This is a genomic window from Pseudomonas sp. F-14 TE3623 (assembly GCF_053629015.1).
On the sequence record NZ_JBRJHM010000001.1, the window covers coordinates 169,711 to 195,521 of the forward strand.

Below are 25,811 nucleotides of genomic sequence, written 5' to 3' on the forward strand. Positions count from 1 at the left end.
TATGCTCTTGCGAGGACTTTATGGCCCGTTTCGAACTGCAAAAACTCTACATCGATGGCGGTTACTCCGACGCCAGCAGCGACGCCACTTTCGAAGCCATTAACCCGGCTAACGGTGAAGTCCTCGCAACCGTACAACGTGCGACCAAGGAAGACGTTGAGCGCGCTGTGGTCAGCGCCGAAAAAGGTCAGAAAATCTGGGCCGCGATGACTGCCATGGAGCGTTCGCGCATCCTGCGTCGTGCCGTCGACATCCTGCGCGAGCGCAACGATGAACTGGCCGCCCTGGAAACCCTGGACACCGGCAAGGCGTACTCCGAAACCCGTTACGTCGACATCGTCACCGGCGCTGACGTGCTGGAGTACTACGCAGGCCTGGTACCGGCCATCGAAGGCGAGCAGATTCCGCTGCGCACCACGTCTTTCGTTTACACCCGTCGCGAGCCGCTGGGTGTCGTGGCCGGTATCGGCGCATGGAACTACCCGATCCAGATCGCTTTGTGGAAATCCGCACCTGCCCTGGCGGCCGGTAACGCGATGATCTTCAAGCCAAGCGAAGTCACCTCCCTGACCACGCTGAAACTGGCCGAGATCTACACCGAAGCTGGCGTTCCGGCTGGCGTGTTCAACGTGCTGACCGGCAGTGGCCGTGAAGTCGGCACTTGGCTGACCGAACACCCACGCATCGAAAAAATCTCCTTCACCGGCGGCACCGACACCGGCAAGAAGGTCATGGCCAGCGCTTCCGCTTCGTCGCTGAAAGACGTGACCATGGAACTAGGTGGCAAGTCTCCGCTGATCATTTTCGACGACGCCGACCTGGATCGCGCCGCCGACACCGCGATGATGGCCAACTTCTACAGCTCCGGTCAGGTCTGCACCAACGGCACTCGCGTGTTCGTACCGAGCCACCTGAAAGCCGCGTTCGAAGCCAAGATCGTTGAGCGCGTTGCACGCATTCGCGTCGGCAACCCGGAAGACGAGAACACCAACTTCGGCCCGCTGGTCAGCTTCGCCCACATGGAAAGCGTGCTGGGTTACATCGCCAAAGGTAAGGAAGAAGGTGCTCGCGTCCTGTGCGGCGGCGATCGTCTGACCGACGGCGAATTCGCCAAAGGCGCGTTCGTGGCTCCGACCGTGTTCACCGATTGCACCGACGAGATGACCATCGTTCGCGAAGAAATCTTCGGCCCGGTGATGAGCATCCTGACCTACGAAACCGAAGAAGAAGTGATCCGTCGTGCCAACGACACCGAGTTCGGTTTGGCGGCAGGCGTTGTCACCAAAGACTTGAACCGTGCTCACCGTGTGATCCATCAACTGGAAGCCGGTATCTGCTGGATCAACGCCTGGGGCGAGTCCGACGCCAAGATGCCGGTCGGCGGCTACAAGCAGTCGGGTGTTGGCCGTGAGAACGGTATCAGCTCGCTGAACAACTTCACACGCATCAAATCGGTACAGGTCGAACTGGGCGATTACGCCTCGGTTTTCTAAGGCGGTATTTGCTTCGCCTGCGAGATCGCTATCGCAGGCAAGCCAGCTCCCACAGGTTTGGCGTCGTTCGCCAAATCTGCGGTGCCCCCGATCCCTGTGGGAGCGTGGCTTGCCCGCGATCGAGTGCGAAGCACTCGCCTGACCTGACCAACTTCAAAGAGGGTGCATTCAATGTCCCAAGAATTCGATTACATCATCATCGGTGCCGGCTCGGCCGGTAACACCCTGGCGACCCGTCTGACTGAAGACGAAGGCGTCACCGTCCTGCTGCTCGAAGCGGGCGGCCCGGATTACCGTCTCGACTTCCGCACGCAAATGCCGGCCGCCCTGGCGTTCCCGCTGCAAGGTCGTCGCTATAACTGGGCGTATGAAACCGATCCAGAACCACACATGGACGGTCGCCGGATGGAATGCGGTCGCGGCAAGGGCCTGGGTGGTTCTTCGCTGATCAACGGCATGTGCTACATCCGTGGTAACGCGATGGACTACGACAATTGGTCGAAGCTGCCCGGTCTGGAAGACTGGAGCTACCTCGACTGCCTGCCGTATTTCCGCAAGGCTGAAACCCGTGACATCGGCCCGAACGACTACCACGGTGGCGACGGTCCGGTCAGCGTGACCACGCCGAAAGCCGGCAACAACCCGCTGTTCCACGCGATGGTTGAAGCCGGCGTGCAAGCCGGTTACCCGCGTACCGAAGACCTGAACGGCTACCAGCAAGAAGGTTTCGGCCCGATGGACCGCACCGTGACGCCGAACGGCCGTCGCGCCAGCACCGCTCGCGGTTACCTGGACGTCGCCAAGAAGCGCTCGACCCTGACCATCGTCACCCACGCCCTGACCGACAAGATCCTGTTCGAAGGCAAGCGTGCGGTCGGCGTGCGTTACCTGATCGGCGCCGCTGAAGAGCGCGTTGAAGCCCGCGCCCGCAAGGAAGTGCTGCTGTGCTCCGGCGCCATCGCTTCGCCGCAGATTCTGCAACGCTCCGGCGTCGGCCCGGCCGAGCTGCTGAAGAAGCTCGACATCCCGGTGGTCCACGACCTGCCGGGCGTTGGCGAAAACCTGCAGGATCACCTTGAGTTGTACCTGCAATACGCCTGCACCCAACCGGTTTCGCTGTACCCGTCGCTGCTGCTGCACAACCAGCCGGCCATCGGTGCCGAGTGGCTGTTCAACGGCACCGGCATCGGCGCCAGCAACCAGTTCGAGGCTGGTGGTTTCATCCGCACTCGTCCGGAATTTGATTGGCCGAACATTCAGTACCACTTCCTGCCGGTGGCGATTAACTACAACGGCAGCAACGGTGTGAAAGAGCACGGCTTCCAGGCGCACATGGGCTCCATGCGTTCGCCAAGCCGTGGTCGCATCCAGGCCAAGTCCAAGGATCCACGCGAGTACCCGAGCATCCTGTTCAACTACATGGCCACCGAGCAGGACTGGCAGGAATTCCGCGACGGCATCCGCCTGACCCGTGAAATCATGCAACAGCCTGCACTGGACGCCTTCCGTGGTCGTGAAATCAGCCCGGGCATCGACGTGCAAACCGACGAGCAGCTGGACAAGTTCATCCGCGAGCACGCCGAAACCGCGTTCCACCCGTCCTGCTCGTGCAAGATGGGCACCGACGAAATGGCCGTGGTCGATGGCGAAGGCCGTGTGCACGGCATACAAGCCCTGCGCGTGGTCGATGCCTCGATCATGCCGATCATCACCACCGGCAACCTGAACGCGCCAACGATCATGATGGCCGAGAAAATCGCCGACAAGATCCGCGGTCGCAAGCCATTGCCGCGTAGCAAGGCCGCTTACTTCGTGGCCGGCGATGCGCCGGTGCGTGGCAAGCCGTTGCGGGATGTGAGCCTGACTGCTCAGTAAGTCGTAATACCGAGGCGCGGCCTTCGCGAGCAAGCCCGCTCCCACAGTTGATCTCCGATGTTCACAAAATCTGTGTTCACTACCGATCTAATGTGGGAGCGGGCTTGCTCGCGAAGGGGCCCGACCAAACAACACATAACTTCATGCCATACACCGGGCAACCCCTCCCTACACCGCTCCGCCCTTGATCTACCCCCCGCCCAGGCCTAATCTAGCGCCACGCCAACGCTTCACCCCCTCGCAATACCGATACATCGCAACTCCATACCAAGGAGGTTCCCGAATGTTCGATTTCCACCCCCAGCTCAAGCAGCGTTTTGCTGCCTTGCGCACGGGCGCTGAATTCTTTTCGCTGCGTTATGTGCGCGAGTCCGGCCAGTACCTGTCGGTACGCAAGAACGTCGCCGAACCGCCGAGCCTGAGCCGTGACGAAGGCGCGATGCTGACCGTTCGGGTCAACGGTGTCGAAGCCTATGCCGCCACCAACGACCTGTCCCAATCCGGCCTGCAAGCCGCGCTGGAGAAAGCCGAGCAACAAGCCCGTCGACTCAAGCCTCACGCCCTGCTCGACCTGCGCGAGCAAGCGGTCTCCAGCGACCGCGCCGACTATTTCTCGCCCAACTTCGACCAGCCCTTTCCGTCCCTGAGCGATTGCTACCAATTACTCGGCGCCGAATCCGCCGCCGTGCCCAAGGACGAGCGACTGGTGAACTGGCAGGCGAGCATCGGCATCACCAACGTCGAGCAAATCTACCTCAACAGCGCCGGTGCCGAATTGCGTCAGGCCCAGCGTTTCGTCTACCCGAGCGTGGACGTCACCGCCTACGACGGCAGCGACAGCCAGACCCGTAGCCTGGGCCGCGAGAACTTCGGCCAGCAGGGCGGCTTTGATGTGATCAGCCGTTGCGGCCTGATCGGTGCCGGCCCGAAAGTCGCCGTTCAGGCACTGCAATTGCTGCTGGCACCGAACACCCCGCAAGGCCCACGCGATCTGTTGCTGATGCCTGACCAAATGATGCTGCAGATCCACGAGTCCATCGGTCACCCGCTGGAACTGGACCGCATCCTGGGCGATGAGCGCAATTACGCCGGCACCAGTTTCGTCAAGGCAGAAGACTTCGGCAGCCTGCAATACGGCTCCGAACTGCTCAACGTGACGTTCGACCCGGACATCCCCGAGCAGCTCGCCAGCTACGGGCATGACGACGATGGCAGCGCCGCCAGCAAGCAATTTCTGATTAAAGAAGGTTTGTTGCTGCGGCCATTGGGCGGCGCACTGTCGCAATTCCGTGCCGGCATGGACGGCGTTGCCAACAGCCGCGCCTGCGGCTGGAACCGTCCACCGATAGACCGCATGGCCAACCTCAACATCGAGCCCGGCGATCAGCCACTGGAACAACTGATCGGCAATATCGAGCACGGCATTTTGATGAGCACCAACCGTTCCTGGTCCATCGACGATGCGCGCAACAAGTTCCAGTTCGGTTGCGAATGGGGCCAGTTGATCGAAAACGGTGAACTCAAGGGTGTGGTGAAGAACCCGAACTACCGGGCGATTTCCGCACAATTCTGGAAAAGCCTCAGCGCTGTCGGCGATGCCAACACCGTCAAAGTGCTAGGCACGCCGAACTGCGGCAAGGGCGAACCGAACCAGGTGATCCGCGTCGGCCATGCGTCGCCGGCCTGTGTGTTCAGCAATGTGGATGTGTTTGGAGGAGACGCCTGATGAGTACTTCCACGAGCACTTCAAATAGCCAGGCCGAGTCATTCAAGGACCTGGTCAATTGGCTGCGCGGTGCACTGCGCACGCCAGAGCAATTCACCCTCAGCTACGCCGCCGAGTCGTCGGCTTTCGTGCGTTTCAACCACGCCAAGGTCCGTCAGGCCGGGCAGGTGCAGCAGGCGAGTGTCGGGTTCAAACTGATTAACGATGGTCGTCATGCCGATCTGAATATCACGCTGTCGGGCGACCCCGAAGCCGATCTTCAGCGTCTGGCCGAAGGTCTGCAACAGTTGCGCGAAACCCTGCCACTGTTGCCTCAGGATCCATACCTGCTGCTTAACCAGAACGACTGGCAGAGCAACAACGTGCAGGATCATCCCCTGCCGGACACCGAGCAGGTGGTCGCTGAAATCACTCAGGCTGCCGAGGGTCTGGACCTGGTCGGTTTCTACGCCGCTGGGCCGATCAGTCGCGGTTTCGCCAGTTCTTCGGGCGCGTTCGGCTGGCATCAGGCCAACAGCTTCAACTTCGATTTCAGCCTGTTCCATGAAAACGGTCAGGCGGTGAAAGCCAGTTATGCCGGGCACGACTGGAACAGCGAAGGGTTTGCCAGGCGCTTCCAGCAGGCCCGCGAGCAATTGGCGTTTCTGGGTCGGCCATTGCGCACCCTGCCGCCCGGCGAATACCGCGCCTACCTGGCGCCGGCAGCGCTGGAAGAAATCATGGGCATGTTGAGCTGGGGCGGGTTTTCGGCCCAGGCGATTGCCAGCAAACAGAGCCCATTGCAGAAGTTCTACGCCAGCGAAGCCTGCTTCAGCCCCAACGTATGGTTGAGTGAGCAGGTCAGCGGTTCCTTGAGCCCAGCGTTTTCCGACGAAGGTTATCCTCGCGATGACCTGGGGCTGATCGCCAAAGGCATGGCCAATGCCCGTCTGATCAGTTCCCGCAGCGCCGCTGAATACGACCTCACTGCCAACGGCGCCAGCAGCCATGAATACCCGACAGCGCTGGTCATGCAAGGCGGCAACCTGGAGCAGGCGGACATCCTCAAGCGCCTCGGCACCGGGCTCTACATCAGTAACCTGTGGTACCTGAACTACTCGGACCAACCGGCGGCGCGCCTGACCGGCATGACACGGTTTGCGACCTTCTGGGTCGAGAACGGCGAGATTCAGGCACCGGTCAGCACCATGCGTTTCGATGACAGCGTCTACAGCCTGCTCGGTTCGCAGCTGGAAGCATTGACCGAGGAACGTGAGCTGATGTTGTCGGCCAGCACCTACAGTCAGCGGGCCACGGCCTCGGCGTTGTTGCCCGGTGCGCTCGTCAGCCGATTGACCCTGACCCTGTAAACACAAAACCTTGTGGCGAGGGGGCTTGCCCCCGTTGGGCTGCGAAGCGGCCCCAGACCGGCAAACGCGCTCCGTCAGACAGACCGCATTCACCGGATTTACGACTGCTACGCAGCCGAACGGGGGCAAGCCCCCTCGCCACAGGGACCGAGCACTACCTGACAAAGAGGTCCCATGCCCAACCGCCCACCTCTCGACGCTGTCACCGCCCGCTGGTTGCCGTGGGTCGTCGCCATTGCCTTCTTCATGCAGTCCCTCGACGGGACGATCCTCAACACCGCCCTCCCCGCCATGGCCCGCGACCTGGCCGAAGACCCGCTGCGCATGCAGGGCGTCATCATCGCCTACATGCTCACCGTCGCCTTACTGATCCCCGCCTCCGGCTGGATCGCCGACCGCTTCGGCACCCGGAAAATCTTCTTTGGTGCGATCCTCCTGTTCAGCTTCGGCTCATTGCTCTGCGCCTTGTCCAACACCCTGAGCATGCTCATCGGCGCCCGGGTGATTCAGGGCCTCGGTGGCGCCTTGATGCTGCCGGTCGGTCGATTGGTGGTGCTGCGCGCCTATCCGCGCTCGGAGCTGGTGCGGATCATGGGGTTCATTACCATCCCCGGCCTGCTCGGCCCGCTGATCGGCCCGACCATGGGCGGCTGGATGGTGCAATACCTGACCTGGCACTGGATCTTTCTGATCAATTTGCCGGTGGGTGTCCTCGGTTGCTACGCGGTATGGAAATTCATTCCCGACCTGCGCGGCAGTGAGCGCACCCGCTTCGATAGCCTGGGCTTTTTGCTGTTCGGCGCGGCGATGGTGCTGATCACCATCGCCATGGAAGGCCTCGGCGAACTGCACCTGCCGCACTTGCGGGTGATGTTGCTGCTGTTTGGCGGCATGGCGTGTCTGGCGGCGTATTGGCTGCGGGCCGGGCACATCGACAATCCACTGTTTGCGCCATCGCTGTTCAAGACCCGGACGTTTGCCGTGGGCATCCTCGGTAACCTGTTTGCTCGGCTGGGCAGCGGCGCATTGCCATTTCTGGTGCCGTTGCTGCTGCAAGTGGCGCTGGGTTATTCGCCGTCTCAGGCCGGGATGAGCATGCTGCCCCTGGCCGCGGCCGCGATGGTTGCCAAATCGGTGGCGCGACCGCTGATCGAACGTTTCGGCTACCGCAGCGTGCTGACCGGCAACACACTGGCACTGGGAATCATGCTGGCGAGCATGGGACTGGTCAGCGAGCAGACGCCGTATTGGCTGTTGCTGGCTCAGTTGGCGGTTCTGGGAGCGATCAACTCCTTGCAGTTCACCGCGATGAACACCGTCACGCTGATCGACCTCGACGACGCCAGCGCCAGCAGCGGTAACAGTTTGCTGTCGGTGGTCGCGCAATTGTCTCTGAGCCTCGGAGTGGCCTGCGCCGGTGCCCTGCTCGGTGGCTTCACGGCAGAAATCGGCAATGACGGCGTGGGCACGGTTCTGGGCGCATTTCAGCTGACGTTTGTGACGGTCGGAATCATGGCGATGCTGGCCGCAACGATCTTCTCGCAGCTGTCTAGAACTGACGGACGGCGCGTCAGGGGTCCGGAAGAACACATCGAGCCTTAGTTTCCAGACGATAAGTGCCTGCGCTCGACCATGCTGCGTTGAAAACAGGCTCGAAATGCTCATTGGCTAAAGCCAACTCCGCTTTCTCGCCTATTTTCGCCTTGCCTGGTCTGCGCTCGGCGACTTCTCGTCTGGAAACTACGGGCGAATGGCCACGAGACTGATACACTGCGCGACATTTTGTTTTGCAGGCCAGTCCCGTGACCACCATCGCCACCGCTTTTAATACTTTGCCGCTGTCCGCCGCCATGCTGGCTAACCTCGACTCCCTCGGTTATGCCCAGATGACGCCGATCCAGGCGCAAAGCTTGCCGGTGATCCTCAAGGGGATGGACCTGATCGCCCAGGCCAAGACCGGCAGCGGCAAAACCGCCGCCTTCGGTATCGGCCTGCTGAACCCGATCAATCCGCGCTTCTTCGGTTGTCAGGCGCTGGTCATTTGCCCGACTCGCGAGTTGGCTGACCAGGTTGCCAAGGAAATCCGTCGTCTGGCCCGTGCCGAAGACAACATCAAGGTCCTGACCCTGTGTGGCGGCGTATCTTTCGGCCCGCAGATCGGCTCGCTGGAGCACGGCGCACACATCATCGTCGGCACTCCGGGGCGCATCCAGCAGCACTTGCGCAAGGGTTCGCTGGTGCTCCATGGCCTGAACACGCTGATCCTCGACGAAGCCGACCGCATGCTCGACATGGGTTTCTACGATTCCATCGAAGAAATCATTGCCCAGACCCCGGAGCGCCGTCAGACCCTGCTGTTTTCCGCCACGTACCCGGTGGGCATCAAGCAACTGGCGTCGAAATTCATGCGCACCCCTCAGATCGTGAAGGCCGAGGCGTTCCACGACGATACGCAGATCGAGCAGCGCTTCTACGAAATCTCTCCGGAAGAGCGTATGGACGCGGTGGTCAAAGTCCTCGCGCACTTCCGTCCAGCTTCCTGCGTAGCCTTCTGCTTCACCAAGCAGCAGGTTCAGGAAACTGTTGATCACCTGACCTCCAAAGGCATCTGCGCCGTCGGTCTGCAGGGTGATCTGGAACAGCGTGACCGCGATCAGGTATTGGCCATGTTCGCCAACCGCAGCACTTCGGTGCTGGTTGCCACCGACGTCGCCGCTCGCGGTCTGGACATCGATATGCTGGACATGGTGATCAACGTCGAACTGGCCCGTGACTCGGAAATCCACATTCACCGTGTCGGCCGTACCGGCCGTGCGGGCGAGAAAGGCATCGCGATCAGTCTGGTCGCCCCGTCCGAAGCGCACCGCGCCCAGGCCATCGAGCAATTGCAGAAGTCGCCGTTGAGCTGGGATCAGTTGGACAACCTCAAGTCCCAGGGCGGCGCACCGCTGCTGCCGGTGATGAGCACGCTGTGCATTGGTGCGGGCCGTAAAGACAAGGTACGTCCGGGCGACATTCTCGGTGCACTGACCGGCGATGCCGGCATCCCGGGCGCCCAGGTCGGCAAGATTGCGATTTTCGACTTCCAGGCCTATGTGGCCGTGGAACGCGGGATCGCCAAGCAAGCCTTGCAACGCCTGAACGACGGTAAAATCAAAGGCCGTTCGTTGCGCGTGCGCATCTTGTAAGCGATCGTCTGGCTGACAGAGATCAAATGTGGGAGCGGGCTTGCTCGCGAAAGCGGACTGACAGACAACATCTATGTTGAATGTACTGGCCCCTTCGCGAGCAAGCCCGCTCCCACATTGGTTTGCCGGTGAATTTAAAATTTGTGTGAGGACACCGTTTTGCGCTCTACCGAAGTCGTGATCATTGGCGCTGGCGCCGCAGGGTTGATGTGTGCGCTGACCGCCGCCGGGCGCGGGCGCAAGGTGATGTTGCTCGACCATGCGAACAAGGCCGGCAAGAAAATCCTCATGTCGGGCGGTGGGCGCTGCAATTTCACCAACATGTACACCGAACCGAGCAATTTCCTCTCGCAGAACGAGCACTTCTGCAAATCCGCACTGGCGCGCTACACCCAGTGGGATTTCATCGGTCTGGTGGCCAAACACGGCGTGCCGTACCACGAGAAGAAACTCGGCCAGTTGTTCTGCGATAACAAATCCAGCGACATCCTCGGCCTGCTGCTCGACGAGTGCGATCAAGTCGGCGTCAGCCTGCACCTGGACACCTCGATCCAGCACATCGAAAAAATGGAAAGCGGCTACCTGCTGCAAACCACCCTCGACCAAATTACCTGTGAGTCTCTAGTGATCGCCACCGGTGGCCTGTCGATTCCGACCCTCGGCGCCACCGGCTTCGGTTATCAAGTGGCCAAGCAGTTCGGTCACGACCTGCTGCCAACCCGCGCCGGCCTCGTGCCGTTCACCATCACCGATCAGCTCAAGGAGCTTTGCACCGAGCTGTCCGGTACGTCGGTGGATTGCCTGGTGAGCTGCAACGACCAGAGTTTCCGCGAGAACATCCTGTTCACTCACCGCGGCCTCAGCGGGCCGGCGATCTTGCAGATTTCGTCGTTCTGGGAATCCGGCGACACGGTGGAAATCAACCTGATGCCGGATCACGACGTGCCGAGCTGGCTGCAACAGCAGCAGGCCGAACGCCCGAATAGCGAGTTGAAAACCCTGCTCGGTGAAATCTTCACCAAGAAAATGGCCAATCTGCTGGCGGACAATTGGTTCGTCTCCAAACCGATGAAGCAGTACACCCACGCCGAACTGGCGGACATCGCCGAGAAACTGGCGAGCTGGAAAGTCGTGCCGGCCGGCACTGAAGGCTACCGCACTGCCGAAGTGACCCTGGGTGGCGTCGACACGCGCGAAGTGTCGTCCAAGACTATGGAATCGCTGAAAAGCCCGGGTCTGTATTTCATTGGTGAAGTGCTCGACGTCACCGGGCATCTGGGTGGTTTCAACTTTCAGTGGGCCTGGGCCTCCGGCTACGCTGCCGCGCAATTCGTCTGACAAACACAAATTAAATGTGGGAGCGGGCTTGCTCGCGAAGGCGGTCTGACAGTCAACATCGATGTTGAATGTACTGGCCTCTTCGCGAGCAAGCCCGCTCCCACATTGAATCTATGGTGACTGGTCAGGAACAGATTTTGCTGTCAGATGTGATCGGCGCCATTGCGTCGACGTCATTAGTGGCTCAATTTAGCGTCATTGCCTCGGAAGGCCTTCGCACTTCATGTCATCGACCACATTTCGGCAGTCTCTGCGTCGCCTCTGGGCGCTGGATAAATTCAGCTACAGCGTGCGGGTATTCATCGCCCTGACCGGCAGCATGGCGCTGTGTTGGTACCTGGACGAGATGGGGCTGTTGATCCCGTTGTTCCTGGGGATCATCGCCAGCGCCCTGGCCGAAACCGACGACAGTTGGCAGGGTCGCCTAAACGCGCTGGCCGTGACGCTGGTGTGTTTTATGGTCGCCGCCCTGTCCGTCGAGCTGCTCTTCCCCTATCCCATCCTCTTTATCATCGCCTTTGCACTGGCCAGTTTCTGCCTGACCATGCTCGGCGCGCTGGGCGAACGGTATGGCGCAATTGCTTCGGCGACGCTGATTCTGTCGGTCTACACCATGATCGGCGTGGACCAGCGCGGCGGCGCGGTCACCGATTTCTGGCACGAGCCGGTGCTGCTGGTGGCCGGTGCGGCCTGGTACGGCTTGCTCTCCGTGCTGTGGCAGGCGCTGTTTTCCAACCAGCCAGTGCAGCAGAGCCTGGCACGACTCTTCCGCGAACTGGGTTATTACCTGAAACTCAAATCGTCGCTGTTCGAACCGATCCGGCAGATGGACGTGGAAGCACAGCGGCTGGAACTGGCACAGCAGAACGGTCGGGTGGTGGCGGCCTTGAACGCCGCCAAGGAAATCATTCTGCATCGGGTCGGCGACGGTCGGCCGGGTGTGAAAGTCAGCCGTTATCTGAAGCTGTACTTCCTCGCCCAGGACATCCACGAGCGCGCCAGTTCCTCCCACTACCCCTACAACGCGCTGGCCGAAGCGTTCTTCCACAGCGACGTGCTGTTCCGCTGTCAGCGCCTGCTGCGCCAGCAAGGCAAGGCTTGCCGCGCGCTGGCCGAATCGATCCAGATGCGCCAGCCGTTTATCTATGACGCAAGCTTCGCCGAGGCCCTGAGCGACCTGCATGCATCCCTTGAACACCTGCGTATCCAGAGCAATCCGGCCTGGCGCGGTCTGCTGCGTTCATTGCGAGCATTGGCGGCCAACCTCGGCACCCTCGACCGTTTGCTCAGCGACGCCAGCAACCCCGATGCGCTCGCAGATGCCACCGACAGCAGCCTGCTGGACCGTTCACCGCGTAGCCTCAAAGATGTCTGGATACGCTTACGCACGCAGCTGACGCCGACGTCCTTGCTGTTCCGCCATGCCCTGCGCCTGCCCTTGGCGTTGAGCATCGGCTACGGCATGGTGCATTTGATCCACCCCTCGCAAGGTTACTGGATCATCCTCACCACGCTGTTTGTCTGTCAGCCGAACTACGGCGCCACCCGCCGCAAACTCGGGCAACGGATTGTCGGCACCGCCATCGGCCTGACCGTGGCTTGGGCGTTGTTCGATCTGTTTCCAAATCCGTTGGTGCAGTCGAGCTTCGCCATCCTTGCCGGGGTGGTGTTCTTTACCAACCGCACCACTCGCTACACGCTGGCGACTGCCGCGATCACGCTTCTGGTGCTGTTCTGCTTCAACCAGGTGGGCGATGGTTACGGGCTGCTGCTGCCGCGACTGTTCGACACCTTGCTCGGCAGTCTCATCGCCGGGCTGGCGGTATTCCTGTTCCTGCCGGACTGGCAAGGCCGACGCTTGAACAAAGTGCTAGCCAACACCCTCACCTGCAACAGCATTTACCTGCGCCAGATCATGCAGCAATACGCCGCCGGTAAAAGCGACGACCTGGCTTATCGCCTGGCCCGACGCAACGCCCACAACGCCGATGCCGCGCTGTCGACCACGCTGGCCAACATGCTGATGGAGCCGGGGCACTTCCGCAAAGAAGCGGATGTCGGGTTCCGCTTCCTGGTGCTGTCGCACACCTTGCTCAGCTATTTGTCGGGGCTGGGAGCACACCGCGAAACCCAACTGCCGTCAGACGTGCGCGAGCATTTGATCGACGGTGCCGGCGTGAGACTGGCTGCCAGCCTCGACGAAATCGCCCAAGGCCTGGCAAGCAAACAGCCGATTGCGATTCAGAGTGATGAGGAAGAAGCGCAGGCCAATGAGCTTGAACAGATGCCGGATGAGCTCGATGAAGGGCAGCGGTTGGTGCAGACGCAACTGGCGTTGATTTGCCGGCAACTGGGGCCGTTGCGGACGTTGGCGGCGCATCTCATCAAGGACACTAGCGAGGCTTGAGATTTTTGCTGATCGGGCGGGCCTCTTCGCGAGCAAGCCCGCTCCCACATTTAATCTGTGGTGTTCACAAAATTATATTCACCGCAGAACTAATGTGGGAGCGGGCTTGCTCGCGAAGGCGTCATCGGCCACACCACAATACCCGGCAGTTACATCCCATGCTGCTTGAGCAATTTCTCATAACTCCCATCAGCCTTCATCGCCGCAATCTCACGGTCGAAACCGGCGACGATCTGTTCATGCTGGGGGTTCTTCAGGCTTACCAGAATATGCAGGCTGTTCTCGCTCAATGGCTTGGGCAAAAACTCCACGGCATTGCGTACCTTGAATGATTCCCGAGCCAGGTAATACCGGGCGACAAACTCGTCTTCCAGGGTCAGCTTGACCCGGTCGGCCGCGACCATACGCACGGCCATGGCGAAGTTATGCACGGGGACTTTCTGCAGCGACACATCGTCGTCGAATGCTTGCGAATAGGCATAGCCTCGTACCACCGCTATCGGGTAGGTGTGCAGTTGTTGCAGGTTGCTGAATTCGATCGGCGTGTCTTTGCGCTTGAGAAAGCGCACGCGGTTGAGCAGGTACTCGCCGGAAAACTGCCCCAGTTTCGTGCGCTCGTCGGTGTACCAAGCGTTGACCAGCACGTCGTAACGCCCCTCGCCTACCCCAAACAAGGCTCGCGCCCACGGCACCTGCTCGAAATCACTGGCATAACCGGCCCGGGCCAGCGCGGTGCTGACGATGTCCGTGGCCAATCCGCCATTGACCAGCGTGGCGTCGGTAAAGGGTGGCCAGGCATCGGCGACCAGACGCAGCTTTTGCGCTGCCGCAGCCTGTGTCAGCAACAGCAATCCAATCAAAGCAAATGCTCGATGCAATCGCGGCATGCCAGAAAATCCTTAGCGGGCGGGCTGCCCGACGTGTTCTTCAGCCAAAACTCCCAAGCCCCTCTACCGCGAAACCCAGGTCCTAACATTTGCTTATCGACCACATTGCACAGCGCTGAATCGCAGATTACACAAAGAAGACAATCTCGCGAGAAATGAATGATGGCATTTTGGCCTTTGTCACAGATTTCGCTGCCATCAAGACATCCCGCGTCAGGACGCTTAGTATCGAAGCAACGTTGTTCAAGGAATCTGAAGATGACAGTCGATTGGGTCTGCAAACACCACAGCGATCTGGGTAAAGAACAGCTTTATGCCATTTTGCAGTTGCGCGCCGAGGTGTTCATCGTCGAGCAAAAATGCATTTATCAGGACATCGATGGACAGGACCTGGAAGGTGACACCTGCCATTTGATGGGCTGGGACGGAGACCGTTTGGTGGCTTACCTGCGATTGCTCGACCCGGAGCTACAGGGCGGTGACGTGGTGATTGGCCGGGTGATCATTGCTCCCGCTGCACGCGGCACAGGGCTTGGACATGAAATGATGAGCCAGGCGTTGAAACAGGCCGCCAAACGCTGGCCTGATGTGCCGATCTACCTCTCGGCTCAGGCGCATTTGCAAGGGTACTACGGGCAGTACGGGTTTGTGGTGGTGGGTGAAGAGTATTTGGAGGATGACATTCCGCATATTGGGATGCGTCGCCCATAAAGGCCTCTTCGCGAGCAAGCCCGCTCCCACATCTGCGATATGCATGTATTTTGTATTCACGGGCAATCCCGTGTGGGAGCGGGCTTGCTCGCGAAGGCGTCAGCCGCAACACCACAAAATCTCAGGGGTATTCCAACACCGCTTTGATCTGCCGCAGATTACGCTCGATCCACCCTCGATCAATCGCTCCCCACTCGCGAATCCGATAGCGCCCCGCATGGTTGCGTGCGCCTTCTTCTTGCTCGAATTCACAAATTATATCCAGATCCGCCAACGCCGCGATGGTGTCCTGGGCCGTGCGCCGGGGCATGCCGGTCACTTCAGTCAATGCCGGCACGCTGCTGGCCAGTCCGCTGTCGATCAGGTACGCCACGTACAACCGGCGGTAAAAACTGCTTTTAGTCTTGCTCACGTCCATCCGCTATTCCCCGTCCCCTGATGACCCCAAAAGATCGCAGGCTTGAAGAACGATAACAAGCCATTAACCCCAATCACAAGACCACCCCGCAATCGCTGCAGACTATCTGTATTGATAGTGTACATTCACCGAATTCTCGGACTAGATTCCAGTTAACTAATCTATGCGCTCTTCATTGTGCGCCACTGAAGCCTTTTTAAAGCACTGGCGAAGAGCTAAATATCGTTTTGGGAGAACAACAATATGACTGTATTTGAACCTGGCGCATGCGTTCGCCTACGCTCGGGGGGAAGGAGGATGGTAGTAAAATCTCCATCATCCGATGTCCATTTGCTCACGACGTCCCTGATACTGTGTGAATACCGTGCAAAACACCGAATTGTCCAAGGATTTTACGCAGCATGCGATCTGATCGCCACACCTGACAACCTCCCACTCAAGCGACCATAACTACCTGAATGAATAATAGGTAGAACACCTTTTTATGGGTACTGAACGACACCATTCAACCCTAAAGCCTTACGAGTAAGTTCGCCAAGATCGATAGTCAATGCAACAGCCTTTTCGACCCCTATTTGCAATGGTGTGCCTAGACGACCGATCTCCAGCCCCGCCTTCAACAACATCCGTTCAATACCTACTGTCGTTACCGTCACATACGTTTTTATACCATTACGGATACCAAAAGAAATGACTTCCTTGATCGCCTCGAAGGTTAAATTTGAAAACTGCATTGTTGACTGTTGCCCTGCAGCGACAGCGAATCGACTGAGTTCCCACACATCGCTGGCTTCAGGAGCCGTCGCGGCAAGAAGCTCAGGAAATGTATCCTTGAGCATGTAAGGACCGGTCGTAGGTAACAATCTCCAGCATCCTTGGACATCATTCGGTTGAGCTTGGCTATTGATCAGCATGTAAAACGGATTAAGCGCATCGTATCCATCGATTTCCATACCGGCAATCAGAGTGACATCCCAACCTTTTTTATATTTGAATACTTGGGCACGCAACGTGTGCATGGCTTGAAGTTTTGAGCCATCGAACTCTGTACGTCGGGCGATTTCATACTGCATGAACAGCTCCTCAATTGACTGGCTAGCCAGACAAAACTATTCAACTTCAACTTGGTTTTCACCTATCTAATACAGTAGTTCCTTGAGGAAAAATATTCTGCTACCGTAAAGGCAAACCGCCCTGCCTTTCATACGGTTATAAGTCCTAGCGCTATCGCTTTAACGGCAGCGGCACGCCGGGTATTAACTTTAAATTTTGACCTTATGCTTTTAATATGATAGTCAATATTCGCCTCAGAGCAATTGCAGATTTTCGAAATCTCCCATGTAGACTTCCCGATCGCACTCCACTTTAAAATTTCCATTTCACGTGGAGAAAGCATGATATCAGGCTCAGCCTTATGGTTCCTTATAAAACCAAGTGCCTTTTGAAACAACGAATCCTTTAAAAAACTGATCTCCATCAATTTACTGTGAATGAACTTTTCGGCATCCGCATTCTCAGCATCAACTTGCAGGCTTAACATCCCAAACTCGGCAGCTGGGCCATGAAGCGGAAATGTCACACCCGATTTAAAATTGAAAGACTTGGCTTCTTCCAGAAAGCACTTCTGCCGGGGTGTCACATACAAATCGTCGTGCCAGATGACATGCCTGACACTACTTCGCGCGTGTGCAACCACAGGATCTATATCAGCATATCCATGGGCGTCGTATCTATCACGCCAAATCGAGGAATAACTGGTCAAAATGATTGCTTCATGCAGCGGAGACTGAGCACTGTCGATAATGCCAAGAAGTGTTTGCTCAAAGCCCATAAAATGGGCTGCCTCGATAATCAGGCTATGCCAACTTTCAATGTTCGTTGCTGATTCTAACTGCACTACTCTCTCGAGAAAATCCATTTCCAATACCTCTCCCTTTGCGCCGCATACTATCACGCACGTTGTTACATTCTCAATCCACCTAAGCCGACAAGCAACAGGGCCAACACCTTGAAAATACTGCAAATAAATTACCTTAACTTTAATATTTTTTTTGACATTGCCCTATCGAGCATCGTTGAAGTTTTTTGCGATGCACTTTGGCAGCCTCAGTAGCTTTCGAGAACAAGAAGCCAAACCAGCAAGCAGTTGATGCAAAAACTGTCAACCTTAAAGCGTCCGCATTAGCTATCAAAACAGATAGTGTTCATGGTTCGCTTTGCTTGTTAAGTTCAATCAGTATTTTTTATCATCATCGAGACCCTGTGACCTATGACCACTTCCACTCAGAACGTCAGTGATTTTTACAGCCGGTTTTCGGCAAGTTATACGCAATACGCCAACGGCACTTCGACACTTGAAGAGACTATCGACCTCAAGGCCTGCAAGGCCGACCACCCTTTCTCCTGGAGCGACTTGCAAACTTGGCAAGCCCTGCAGGAATCCATTGATGCGATCATTCTTGAAAAAGAAAAATCCGGAGAATCCCGAGCCCTTCAACTGCTGGACGTGGGTTGTGGCGATGGAATATGGGCCATCAGAATCGCAAACTATTGCCTGCAACAAGATATCGCCATAGATATTGAATGTCTGGACTTGTCTGCGGACATGCTGCTGCAGGCCGAAAATATGTTTTCAGCTTATATAGCAGCGCGCAAGGGTACTGTTGCACTGTCAGTGACTTACACACAGTGTGATTTGACAAAGGGACTGGCGCACTCGCTTCGACATACAACTTATGATTTGACCCTGTGCCTTCACACTGTCTTGAATCATGTACCGAGTGAACACCTGGCGTTCTGTATTTCAGAGCTTATCGAATACAGTTCCGGCTTTCTTTACTTCTCGGTCAAGCCGCCCTTCAGTCGCCCAACGTTCTACGCCGCCCCAATGTCTGAGATCTTGCATTATGAAAGGCGCGACGAGCATCTCTATGCCCTGGACCGCAAGGGTCACTTCCATGTCGTACGCTCTAACCTGATTTCACGCAAACAGCTGGATGAACTGTTGAGCGGGCATCCCGTGAGCTATGACTTCGTTGCACTGGATGTGCTGATATCGCGCTTCCTGCCGGATCCTGGATGGCTAGGTGATGAAAAGCACACCAGCTCTCTTCCAATGGATGATCTTCTCGCTCTGGAAGCAAGAACCGGCCTCAATCCGAAATACCTGGATTTTGCCAATCATATTCTCGCGGTGGTCAACACACGTCAGTAGCAGGACGGTACAGATAACAAACCAGCCGCCGCACTTCGTATCAAAGAAGTGCGGGGCGGTCATGGGTAGCCAACCTTGAGCAGATCAAGCACTTATTGCGATGATGTTAGTAGCCTCATCCTCGAACGATGCGTGTGTGAAAAGGTCTTCGAATCGCTCGCTCGAGAGGTAATGCACCTCATCGTAATCATCAATTAACGCGTCACTATTAAGCATTTTGGCCATGGCACCGCGCGCTTGCGTGATTTCCAGGGGGGAAAAAAACTGGGTCTTCAGGGAACCGAGATAAAAGGTAATGACTTCGGGATCTTGCGTCAGATCAAACTCAAGATTCTGTTTGTAACGCCTGAAGTCAACGGTGCCAGGCAGCAACGAAAGAATATATATATTGAAATAAACCTGAACCTGTGGATTAAACGCCTTACACAGCGTACGAATCTGCAGCGAGCGGAGATAAGTCAGGCTCAAGCTTTGTTCATCATCCTCGGGCCGACCAATAATCACATTGAACGAAAGCGAATGAATTCCAGTATTAACGATTTCCTCAATAACATCCTTGATAACACCCAGTGGCTTTAGCTTCCTGAATAATTTCGAACAGTCATCCGTCAAATTTTCCAGCGGTAATGTTGCACGATAGCAACCCACCAATTCACCATTGACAAATTCGGAGTCAAACATGACACGAATCAATTCACGGTCGACGACACCTTGATATTCAAACTGCCCCAATTCGATACCATTGGTAAATTCCCAGCTAAACCCCATATCTCTTGCAAGGTTAAACATATCAAACAACTCATCCCGCCCCGTTGAGAATACTTGCTTCCCTGAGGTAGAACGATGAATACGGGACAACAAGTTATCCTCTTGAAACAAGAGCGTTCTGATCCCCTTGCTTTTGAAATAATCGAAATGCCGTCTTATTTTTTCAAGTTGCATAAACCTGAACCGGCCTTTGGTCGTCGGTGTTGCACAAAATGAACAAGCTTGCGCACATCCACGAGAAGTTTCCACACTGATAAAGGGCCCTTCAATACCGTAGGGTGGTTTACCCTCACCGGTATCCGAGTAACACTCTAAATCGACAATATCCAGATTGGGAGGAGGCATATCGTTGACATCATAGGCTCCCGTTTTTGTTAAGAACGATTTGACTGTGTGAACAATTTCACCATCCATGGCACGATAGGCGATATTGGGGACCGCGTTATAACCCTTACCCTTATCGACACATTCCAGCAAATCGGCAAAACAAAGCTCTCCTTCGCCTTTAACGACCACATCAGCGCCAACGGCAACATGATAGTCCGGTTCTACAGTGGCGTCGGTTCCGCCCAGCACAATAACGGCATCAGGATTCTGCTCTTTACAGTACTGTATGAAGTCAACGACAATTCGACGAGAATGAGTAAAATTAGAATTAACTCCAATAACATCCGATTCCTGGATTTCTTTTATAACGGCATTGAACGGTAAGCCTACCCGGTACTTTTCCAGCACCAGATCACCGAAACAAAGTTCTCCGTACTTTTCTTTGAGTCTGTCTTCAACCCGCAGCGCGCCTTGTGTTTGCATGTCACATATTCGCACATCAACAATGACACCGCGTGCCAGCATGGCTTCTTTCAATCCTGCTGCCAGCGCCGTTAAAGGCGCCTTATGCATACTCGTCCTCACCGTGCCAAGAAAACGATCATCGCCTTTGACACATTGTCCTGGCGCGGGAACCGAAAAAAGGGTAACCGTCAACATAGCTCTATATTCCTTGTGTTATTCCACCAAGAAGCCAGCCCCTTGAAATGAACAAGGGGCAGAACAGGATGAGTTCGGGATTGGTTTTATCAGACTTGAATAACAATCTGATCCAGCGTATGCATCACTCACGAATAAACAGTGTCTTACGACGCAAGCGCGTCAAAAAGAAACGATGATCAATTAATCCGATGGACACACCGAAGATAACCAACATCATGGACATCATTTGCGTCCAATCGACGTTCTCATTAAGGATCAAAACAGAAAATAGCAACGTGAACATAGGGATGAGATTAAAGTACATCCCCCCCTCGGAAGCACTCACCTTGGAAATACCTATATTAAAAAAAGTATAGGCACCGGCCGTCACTATGGTTCCAAGATAGAGAACCGCCAATAAAACGTGCACACTGACTTCGCGGGGAATATCCGACTCATAAATGGCAAAAGGAAGAAAAAACACAGTCCCTATAAAACTTTGCAGTGCCGCCAATAAGAATGGAGAGTATTGCCCAGACAATTTCTTCAACATAACGGTGTATACGGCTGCACACGCCATCGCCAACAATTCCAGAAAGTTACCTTTCACTGGCGCAATAGCTGCCTCGCTCTTCGTACCCGTCAAACATAATAAGATGACGCCGAGAGTGGCGACAACCCCACCCAAGCATTGCGAGACACTGGGTTTTTCTCGAAGTGCAAAAAAACCGAAGGCAATAATAAATATCGGGAGAAAGGCAAATACGACACCCGCTTGGGACGCTGTTGTATATTGAAGGGCCATTGTTTCAAAGATGAAATACAGACACGGTTCGAGCGCGCCCATTATCAACAAATACACGTAGTCCTTCTTTTCTATTTTTGCCTGCCCCTTATATTTCCATAACATCAAGAAAAATAGGCTTCCGAGTGCCAATCGAGAAAAAATAAGCAAAAATGGAGGCACCTCTTCAAGTGCTATTTTTAAGGCAATAAAAGCACTGGCCCACAACGCCATCGCCATCGTCAGACACATCATTGCCTTCATATTTTCGAATATTGACGTCATCCAACTTGCCCCTTGCGTAAATTTGGCGGCAACGCTGAACGCGCTCCGGCAAAAAATGGGAACAGCAGTGATTTACGGTGGGTAGGGCATAGTTGAAAAAGGTATCAGGGAACACCTTGCTTCAGAACTATTGATTTAGGTAGTTGCCTTCACTGCGCAATTCAGTTTAGCTTCCGAGGCTCGTCCGCATGCCCTCTGGAATGTGCGGAGTCCACATCGCAGAGTTTGATTTTATTGACACCTATCGATTTTTACCGCATATCCCGCCACGTCAGGTACACCCGCAAATCGAACTCCACCTGGTGATACCCCGGCAACATGTGTTCGCACAGCTTGTAGAACGCCTTGTTGTGATCCGACTCCTTGAAGTGCGCCAGCTCATGCACCACGATCATTTTCAGAAACCCGGAGGGCGCGTCCTTGAACAACGAGGCGATGCGAATTTCTTTCTTGGCCTTGAGCTTGCCGCCTTGCACCCGGGAAATCGCAGTGTGCAGGCCGAGCGCGCGGTGGGTCAGGTCCAGACGGTTGTCGAATAACACCTTGTCGATGGCCGGGGCGTTACGCAGGTATTCCTGCTTGAGGTCCAGAGCATAGGTGTACAGCGCCTTGTCGCTCTGCACCCCGTGCTTTTCCGGATATCGCTGGCTCAGGTAGTCGCCCAGCCGACCTTCGGCGATCAGCTGTCGCACCTGGTCCTGCAACGTAGCAGGATAGGCTTGGAGGTATTTCAACGCGGTCATTGGGGCGGCAACACGGGTCACGAAAAGATCGTCAGTGTAACGAATTCAACTCGTCAGCGCGCTCCAGTCGAACGGCTCGACAAAATGACGGGTGTCCTCGGCCATCAACGGCCGCGCGACCAGAAACCCCTGCACATACTGGCAACCGTTGGCTTGCAGCCATTCATATTGCGCCACCGTCTCCACCCCTTCAGCGATGACTAACAGGCCGAACTGTTTGCACAAATCGATGACACTGCGTGCCAGTGCTGCATCCCGCTCGGAACCCGGCAACCGGGCGATCAAATGCCGGTCGAGTTTGAGCGTGTCCAGTTCCAGGTCGCGCAAGTGCGCCAGCGAACAAGCCCCCGAACCAAAATCATCCAGCGCCACCCGCACTCCCAAATTGCGCAGCAAACGCAGCTGCTTGCGGGTTTCGTCAGGGTTAAGCATCAAGGCCTCTTCCGTGACCTCGACCTCCAGCTGCCGCGGCTTCAAACCATGGCGCTGCAGCACCTGACGCAACTCGGTGACCAGATTAGGCAAACCGAATTGCGTGCTGCTCAAACTGACGCCCAGCACCAAGTCTTCGGCAAACAACGTTTCCCAGGCTTTTCGTTGCTTGGCCCCGCGATGGTAAATCCAGCTACCAAGACGACTGATCAACCGCGCCTCTTCCAGCAACGGCAAAAACAGCCCCGGCGGTACATCGCCGACGCTCGGGTGCTGCCAGCGCAGCAACGCCTCGAACCCGCGAATCTGCCCGTCGGCAATGGCCACTTGTGGCTGATACACCAGGTTGAAATCGCGGTTCTCGATGGCCGTGCGCACGCTCTCTTCGAGCATCAGTCGCGAGCGCGCCCGGCCATTCATTTCGTGATCGTAGAAGCGATATTGCTGACGCCCGGCACGCTTGGCTTCGTACATGGCGATGTCGGACGCGCGCATCAACCCATCGAGATTGGCCCCGCAGTCGGGATAAGTGGCGATGCCGATACTGGCGCCCAAGGCGATGTCCATGCCGTCGATTTGCTGACAGATCGACACTCGCTCGATGAGCTTCTCGGCAATCTTCGCCGCTTGCTCGGGGAGCTCAAGATCCAGCAGCGCGGTGAACTCATCGCCACCCATCCGCGCCAGAATATCGAAGGGCCGCAGACACGCCTTCAACTGCTCGGACACCCAACGCAGCACCCGGTCGCCGGCATCGTGGCCCAGGGAATCATTGACCCGCTTGAAGCCGTCGAGGTCCAGGTACAACAGCACCCAGGTGCTATCGGAGCGTTCGCCGCGCAGCAGCAGGTTTTCAGCGGTCTGATAGAAACCCCGGCGATTGAGCAGCCCGGTCAGCGGATCGGTCACCGCCTGAAACTCCAGCTGCTGATGCAGATGGCGCACCACCGACATGTCCAGCACCGTCACCACCATGGCCTGTTGTTCGGTGGGCAAAGGCGCGCAGGACAACGCCACCGGCACTTGCTGGCCGGGCGCGGTACGCAGCAACGCATCGTGCAGGCGCAGGGTTTCACCGCGTTTGTAGCCGGCAAACAATTCGGAGTCGGCCCAGATCGGGATGTGCGGTTTTTGCAGGAAATCCAGAAACTCTTTGCCTTGCAGTTCATGCACCGTGGCATTGAGCAGGCGAGACATCGCCGGGTTGGCAAAGCGAATCAGCCCATCCTCCCCCACCACCAGAATGCCTTCGGCGGCGTTATCCAGCACCGAGGCATTGAAGGCACGGGCGACCTCCAGGTCATGGCTCAACTGCTGCAAGGCACGGCGATTACGCTGATGCTCGAGCAGGGCCTGGACTTTGGGTTTGAGAATTTGCGGGTCGAACGGTTTGAACAGGTAATCCACCGCACCACTGGCGTAGCCCTTGATCACAGCGTCCTGAGATTGTTCGTTGGCGGTCAGGAAAATGATCGGCGTGAGACGGGTTCGCTGGCTGCCACGCATCAAGCGCGCTACTTCGAAACCGTCCATACCTGGCATCTGCACATCCAGCAGCACCAGGTCGACGTCGTGTTCGAGCAACAGGCTGAGCGCTTCAAAGCCGGAAGCCGCGGTGATGACCTGCCAGTCCTGGCGCTGTAACAACGCGCGCATGCTGATCAGGTTTTCGGGGTAGTCATCAACAATTAAAAGGATTGAGTTGCCTTCAGCTGGCGTAGGTTGTGCGCATTCCATGCTGCATCTCTTGTTCGGGACCTCAGGCCGGTCTCTTGTGAAAACCGGACACATAGTGCGACTTCACTCTAGACCCGGATACGCGAAAGCAGAAGGTACCGGAGTGCCGTCACTTCAGTAAAGTTTCACATAGCCGACTAACGGTCAGTCCTACAGCCCCCGTAAACCGGGAAAGATGGCATTTCGACAGGATGTTGACGTCAACCATCTGCCAAACGGGCATTAACAAACAACCGTTCTACGCTTATAAAGACGGCCCGAAGGCGCGCGCTAGAGCTTCTGGCACGTGCGTACAGAAAAAAGTGGAAGCTTGAATTATGATCGATCTCGCAACCTGGAACCTCAGCGTTCCTGTCGGCAGTCCGCCATACACCGTTGAAACAACCAAACTGGTGGACGGCTTCAAGGATCAATACTTCCACTCCGACACCGGCACCTTGTTTTTCTGGTCCCCGGTAACCGGCACCCGCACCGAAAACGCGGTTTACCCTCGCACCGAACTCCGCGAAACCTACAGCAATGGCACGCTGAAAAACTGGTACTACCCCGACGCGGATAACTTTCTGCGTGCAACCCTTACGGTCAGCAAGGTACCCAGCACGGGCAAGATCGTCATTGGCCAGATCCATGCCTACAAAAGCCAAAAGCCCATGGTGAAGCTCGAGTATCAATATAAGGACTCCAGCGAAACCGGAAACATCGTCGCCAAAGTCCGCATGCACCCCGACGACGACACCGCCCGGGTCATCACCATCGCCACTGGCGTAAAACTCGATCGGGAATTTTCCTACCTCATCCACCTCAGCCCCGGCGGTGCATTGGGCATCAGCGCGGCGGGCTACCAGTGGGACACCGACATCAGCGCGATGTGGCGTGATAAACCGCTGTACTTCAAGGCCGGTGTCTATGTGCAGGACAATACCGGGTACACCAGCGAAGGAGGGGAAGCGACGTTCAGCAAGCTGGATATTGATCACGATACCTGATCCCTAGAAGATCGCAGCCTGCGGCAGCTCCTACGAGTTACGCGCTCCCTGTAGGAGCTGCCGAAGGCTGCGATCTTTTGATCTTCAGCTCCGAAAACCATGTAGGAATCCACCCATTGTGGCGAGGGAGCTTGCTCCTGGCAGCAAAGCAGCCCAAACCCTGCCACCCAATTCCCCAGACACACCGCACCGCCCGGTTCACGACGACCGCACCGCCAAACGGGGCAAGCCCCTAGCCACAAAAAGTTGCATCCCCGCGAACTCCACAAATGCGTCAGCGAACGCCTCAACGCCGTCCTCAAATACTTGAACCTCATAGCTTGCACTAGCCTGCCTGACTACGCCGAGAACAATATCAACACCGTCACCAACATCGCCCGGATCATGATCCAGGACATTGCCGATGTGTTTGGGGTGATTGAACAGCGTGGGTTTGATTCTCTCAAGGCTCAGTAATCAATTTCCAAGCATTAAAAAACCCGCATTTCTGCGGGTTTTTTA

At 56.5% G+C, this 25,811-nt stretch carries 19 protein-coding genes and 1 pseudogene; 12 read left to right on the plus strand and 8 right to left on the minus strand.

Features of this window, described 5'->3' with window-relative positions; genetic code table 11:
- Positions 1 to 20 precede the first annotated feature (20 nt).
- The 8 genes from betB (at position 21) to yccS (ending at position 13,376) form a co-directional block, all read left to right on the plus strand.
- On the plus strand, positions 21 to 1,493 hold the full coding sequence (gene betB / locus AB7M29_RS00745; protein ID WP_217857415.1) for a betaine-aldehyde dehydrogenase: 1,473 nt from the start codon (positions 21 to 23) through the stop codon (positions 1,491 to 1,493).
- A gap of 171 nt (positions 1,494 to 1,664) precedes the next feature.
- Entirely contained in the window at positions 1,665 to 3,368 is a 1,704-nt protein-coding gene (gene betA, locus AB7M29_RS00750; RefSeq protein WP_454246143.1) for a choline dehydrogenase, read from the plus strand.
- 283 nt (positions 3,369 to 3,651) lie between these two features.
- The gene (locus AB7M29_RS00755) at positions 3,652 to 5,094 is read left to right on the plus strand and encodes a TldD/PmbA family protein (RefSeq protein WP_454246144.1); all 1,443 of its coding nucleotides are present in this window, start codon (positions 3,652 to 3,654) and stop codon (positions 5,092 to 5,094) included.
- The gene (locus AB7M29_RS00760) at positions 5,094 to 6,443 is read left to right on the plus strand and encodes a TldD/PmbA family protein (RefSeq protein ID WP_454246145.1); all 1,350 of its coding nucleotides are present in this window, start codon (positions 5,094 to 5,096) and stop codon (positions 6,441 to 6,443) included. Before AB7M29_RS00755 ends, AB7M29_RS00760 begins: the two co-directional genes overlap by 1 nt.
- Positions 6,444 to 6,617: 174 nt before the next feature.
- Positions 6,618 to 8,045: a multidrug transporter subunit MdtD gene (gene mdtD / locus AB7M29_RS00765; protein WP_217857417.1), complete on the plus strand. Its 1,428-nt coding sequence runs from the start codon at positions 6,618 to 6,620 to the stop codon at positions 8,043 to 8,045.
- A gap of 248 nt (positions 8,046 to 8,293) precedes the next feature.
- Complete coding sequence (dbpA, locus tag AB7M29_RS00770; RefSeq protein ID WP_454248687.1) at positions 8,294 to 9,631, plus strand: ATP-dependent RNA helicase DbpA; 1,338 nt, start codon at positions 8,294 to 8,296, stop codon at positions 9,629 to 9,631.
- Between the two features lie 159 nt (positions 9,632 to 9,790).
- On the plus strand, positions 9,791 to 10,969 hold the full coding sequence (locus AB7M29_RS00775) for a BaiN/RdsA family NAD(P)/FAD-dependent oxidoreductase (RefSeq protein WP_123719641.1): 1,179 nt from the start codon (positions 9,791 to 9,793) through the stop codon (positions 10,967 to 10,969).
- A gap of 223 nt (positions 10,970 to 11,192) precedes the next feature.
- On the plus strand, positions 11,193 to 13,376 hold the full coding sequence (yccS, locus tag AB7M29_RS00780) for a YccS family putative transporter (RefSeq protein WP_052966700.1): 2,184 nt from the start codon (positions 11,193 to 11,195) through the stop codon (positions 13,374 to 13,376).
- A gap of 149 nt (positions 13,377 to 13,525) precedes the next feature.
- Here the strand turns inward: yccS and AB7M29_RS00785 are convergent, their stop codons facing one another.
- Positions 13,526 to 14,263 (minus strand): substrate-binding periplasmic protein, encoded by a 738-nt coding sequence (locus AB7M29_RS00785; protein WP_217857420.1) that lies wholly within the window; start codon positions 14,261 to 14,263, stop codon positions 13,526 to 13,528.
- A gap of 258 nt (positions 14,264 to 14,521) precedes the next feature.
- Here AB7M29_RS00785 and AB7M29_RS00790 point away from each other — a divergent pair, with 258 nt between their 5' ends.
- Positions 14,522 to 14,974, plus strand: coding sequence for a GNAT family N-acetyltransferase (locus AB7M29_RS00790; RefSeq protein ID WP_217857421.1), 453 nt, complete (start codon positions 14,522 to 14,524; stop codon positions 14,972 to 14,974).
- A 121-nt stretch (positions 14,975 to 15,095) separates the two neighbouring features.
- On the opposite strand, the gene AB7M29_RS00795 is transcribed toward AB7M29_RS00790, so the two are convergent.
- From AB7M29_RS00795 to AB7M29_RS00805, 3 genes are all read right to left on the minus strand, one after another.
- On the minus strand, positions 15,096 to 15,392 hold the full coding sequence (locus tag AB7M29_RS00795; protein ID WP_090178776.1) for a winged helix-turn-helix domain-containing protein: 297 nt from the start codon (positions 15,390 to 15,392) through the stop codon (positions 15,096 to 15,098).
- Positions 15,393 to 15,874: 482 nt separating this feature from the next.
- Positions 15,875 to 16,465, minus strand: a complete 591-nt coding sequence (locus tag AB7M29_RS00800; RefSeq protein ID WP_217857422.1) for an acyl-homoserine-lactone synthase — start codon at positions 16,463 to 16,465, stop codon at positions 15,875 to 15,877.
- A 128-nt stretch (positions 16,466 to 16,593) separates the two neighbouring features.
- Entirely contained in the window at positions 16,594 to 17,310 is a 717-nt protein-coding gene (locus tag AB7M29_RS00805; RefSeq protein ID WP_454246146.1) for a helix-turn-helix transcriptional regulator, read from the minus strand.
- 351 nt (positions 17,311 to 17,661) lie between these two features.
- Here AB7M29_RS00805 and AB7M29_RS00810 point away from each other — a divergent pair, with 351 nt between their 5' ends.
- Positions 17,662 to 18,606 (plus strand): class I SAM-dependent methyltransferase, encoded by a 945-nt coding sequence (locus AB7M29_RS00810; RefSeq protein ID WP_217857424.1) that lies wholly within the window; start codon positions 17,662 to 17,664, stop codon positions 18,604 to 18,606.
- An 84-nt stretch (positions 18,607 to 18,690) separates the two neighbouring features.
- Here AB7M29_RS00810 and AB7M29_RS00815 read toward each other — a convergent pair whose 3' ends face one another.
- The 4 genes from AB7M29_RS00815 to AB7M29_RS00830 all read right to left on the minus strand — a co-directional run bounded on the left by AB7M29_RS00815 (position 18,691) and on the right by AB7M29_RS00830 (position 24,324).
- Complete coding sequence (locus tag AB7M29_RS00815) at positions 18,691 to 20,361, minus strand: B12-binding domain-containing radical SAM protein (protein ID WP_454246147.1); 1,671 nt, start codon at positions 20,359 to 20,361, stop codon at positions 18,691 to 18,693.
- Between the two features lie 124 nt (positions 20,362 to 20,485).
- Entirely contained in the window at positions 20,486 to 21,412 is a 927-nt protein-coding gene (locus AB7M29_RS00820) for a DMT family transporter (protein WP_454246148.1), read from the minus strand.
- 251 nt (positions 21,413 to 21,663) lie between these two features.
- A complete protein-coding gene (locus tag AB7M29_RS00825) occupies positions 21,664 to 22,155 on the minus strand; it encodes a M48 metallopeptidase family protein (RefSeq protein WP_454248688.1) in 492 nt (163 codons plus the stop codon).
- A 45-nt stretch (positions 22,156 to 22,200) separates the two neighbouring features.
- A complete protein-coding gene (locus AB7M29_RS00830; protein ID WP_454246149.1) occupies positions 22,201 to 24,324 on the minus strand; it encodes a putative bifunctional diguanylate cyclase/phosphodiesterase in 2,124 nt (707 codons plus the stop codon).
- A 317-nt stretch (positions 24,325 to 24,641) separates the two neighbouring features.
- Between AB7M29_RS00830 and AB7M29_RS00835 the strand changes: the two genes are divergently transcribed.
- Positions 24,642 to 25,310 (plus strand): polysaccharide lyase family 7 protein, encoded by a 669-nt coding sequence (locus AB7M29_RS00835; RefSeq protein WP_217857428.1) that lies wholly within the window; start codon positions 24,642 to 24,644, stop codon positions 25,308 to 25,310.
- Positions 25,311 to 25,565: 255 nt separating this feature from the next.
- Positions 25,566 to 25,766: pseudogene (locus AB7M29_RS00840) on the plus strand (fructose-bisphosphate aldolase); the annotation flags it as partial.
- Positions 25,767 to 25,811 lie beyond the last annotated feature (45 nt).

What these genes read in the sequence shown, in the direction of transcription:
- betB (WP_217857415.1), top strand. Translation starts at nt 21, where the DNA reads ATGGCCCGTTTCGAACTGCAAAAACTCTACATCGATGGCGGTTACTCC.
- betA (WP_454246143.1), top strand. Translation starts at nt 1,665, where the DNA reads ATGTCCCAAGAATTCGATTACATCATCATCGGTGCCGGCTCGGCCGGT.
- AB7M29_RS00755 (WP_454246144.1), top strand. Translation starts at nt 3,652, where the DNA reads ATGTTCGATTTCCACCCCCAGCTCAAGCAGCGTTTTGCTGCCTTGCGC.
- AB7M29_RS00760 (WP_454246145.1), top strand. Translation starts at nt 5,094, where the DNA reads ATGAGTACTTCCACGAGCACTTCAAATAGCCAGGCCGAGTCATTCAAG.
- mdtD (WP_217857417.1), top strand. Translation starts at nt 6,618, where the DNA reads ATGCCCAACCGCCCACCTCTCGACGCTGTCACCGCCCGCTGGTTGCCG.
- dbpA (WP_454248687.1), top strand. Translation starts at nt 8,294, where the DNA reads ATGCTGGCTAACCTCGACTCCCTCGGTTATGCCCAGATGACGCCGATC.
- yccS (WP_052966700.1), top strand. Translation starts at nt 11,193, where the DNA reads ATGTCATCGACCACATTTCGGCAGTCTCTGCGTCGCCTCTGGGCGCTG.
- AB7M29_RS00785 (WP_217857420.1), bottom strand. Translation starts at nt 14,263, where the DNA reads ATGCCGCGATTGCATCGAGCATTTGCTTTGATTGGATTGCTGTTGCTG.
- AB7M29_RS00790 (WP_217857421.1), top strand. Translation starts at nt 14,522, where the DNA reads ATGACAGTCGATTGGGTCTGCAAACACCACAGCGATCTGGGTAAAGAA.
- AB7M29_RS00795 (WP_090178776.1), bottom strand. Translation starts at nt 15,392, where the DNA reads ATGGACGTGAGCAAGACTAAAAGCAGTTTTTACCGCCGGTTGTACGTG.
- AB7M29_RS00800 (WP_217857422.1), bottom strand. Translation starts at nt 16,465, where the DNA reads ATGCAGTATGAAATCGCCCGACGTACAGAGTTCGATGGCTCAAAACTT.
- AB7M29_RS00805 (WP_454246146.1), bottom strand. Translation starts at nt 17,310, where the DNA reads ATGGATTTTCTCGAGAGAGTAGTGCAGTTAGAATCAGCAACGAACATT.
- AB7M29_RS00810 (WP_217857424.1), top strand. Translation starts at nt 17,662, where the DNA reads ATGACCACTTCCACTCAGAACGTCAGTGATTTTTACAGCCGGTTTTCG.
- AB7M29_RS00815 (WP_454246147.1), bottom strand. Translation starts at nt 20,361, where the DNA reads ATGTTGACGGTTACCCTTTTTTCGGTTCCCGCGCCAGGACAATGTGTC.
- AB7M29_RS00820 (WP_454246148.1), bottom strand. Translation starts at nt 21,412, where the DNA reads ATGACGTCAATATTCGAAAATATGAAGGCAATGATGTGTCTGACGATG.
- AB7M29_RS00825 (WP_454248688.1), bottom strand. Translation starts at nt 22,155, where the DNA reads ATGACCGCGTTGAAATACCTCCAAGCCTATCCTGCTACGTTGCAGGAC.
- AB7M29_RS00830 (WP_454246149.1), bottom strand. Translation starts at nt 24,324, where the DNA reads ATGGAATGCGCACAACCTACGCCAGCTGAAGGCAACTCAATCCTTTTA.
- AB7M29_RS00835 (WP_217857428.1), top strand. Translation starts at nt 24,642, where the DNA reads ATGATCGATCTCGCAACCTGGAACCTCAGCGTTCCTGTCGGCAGTCCG.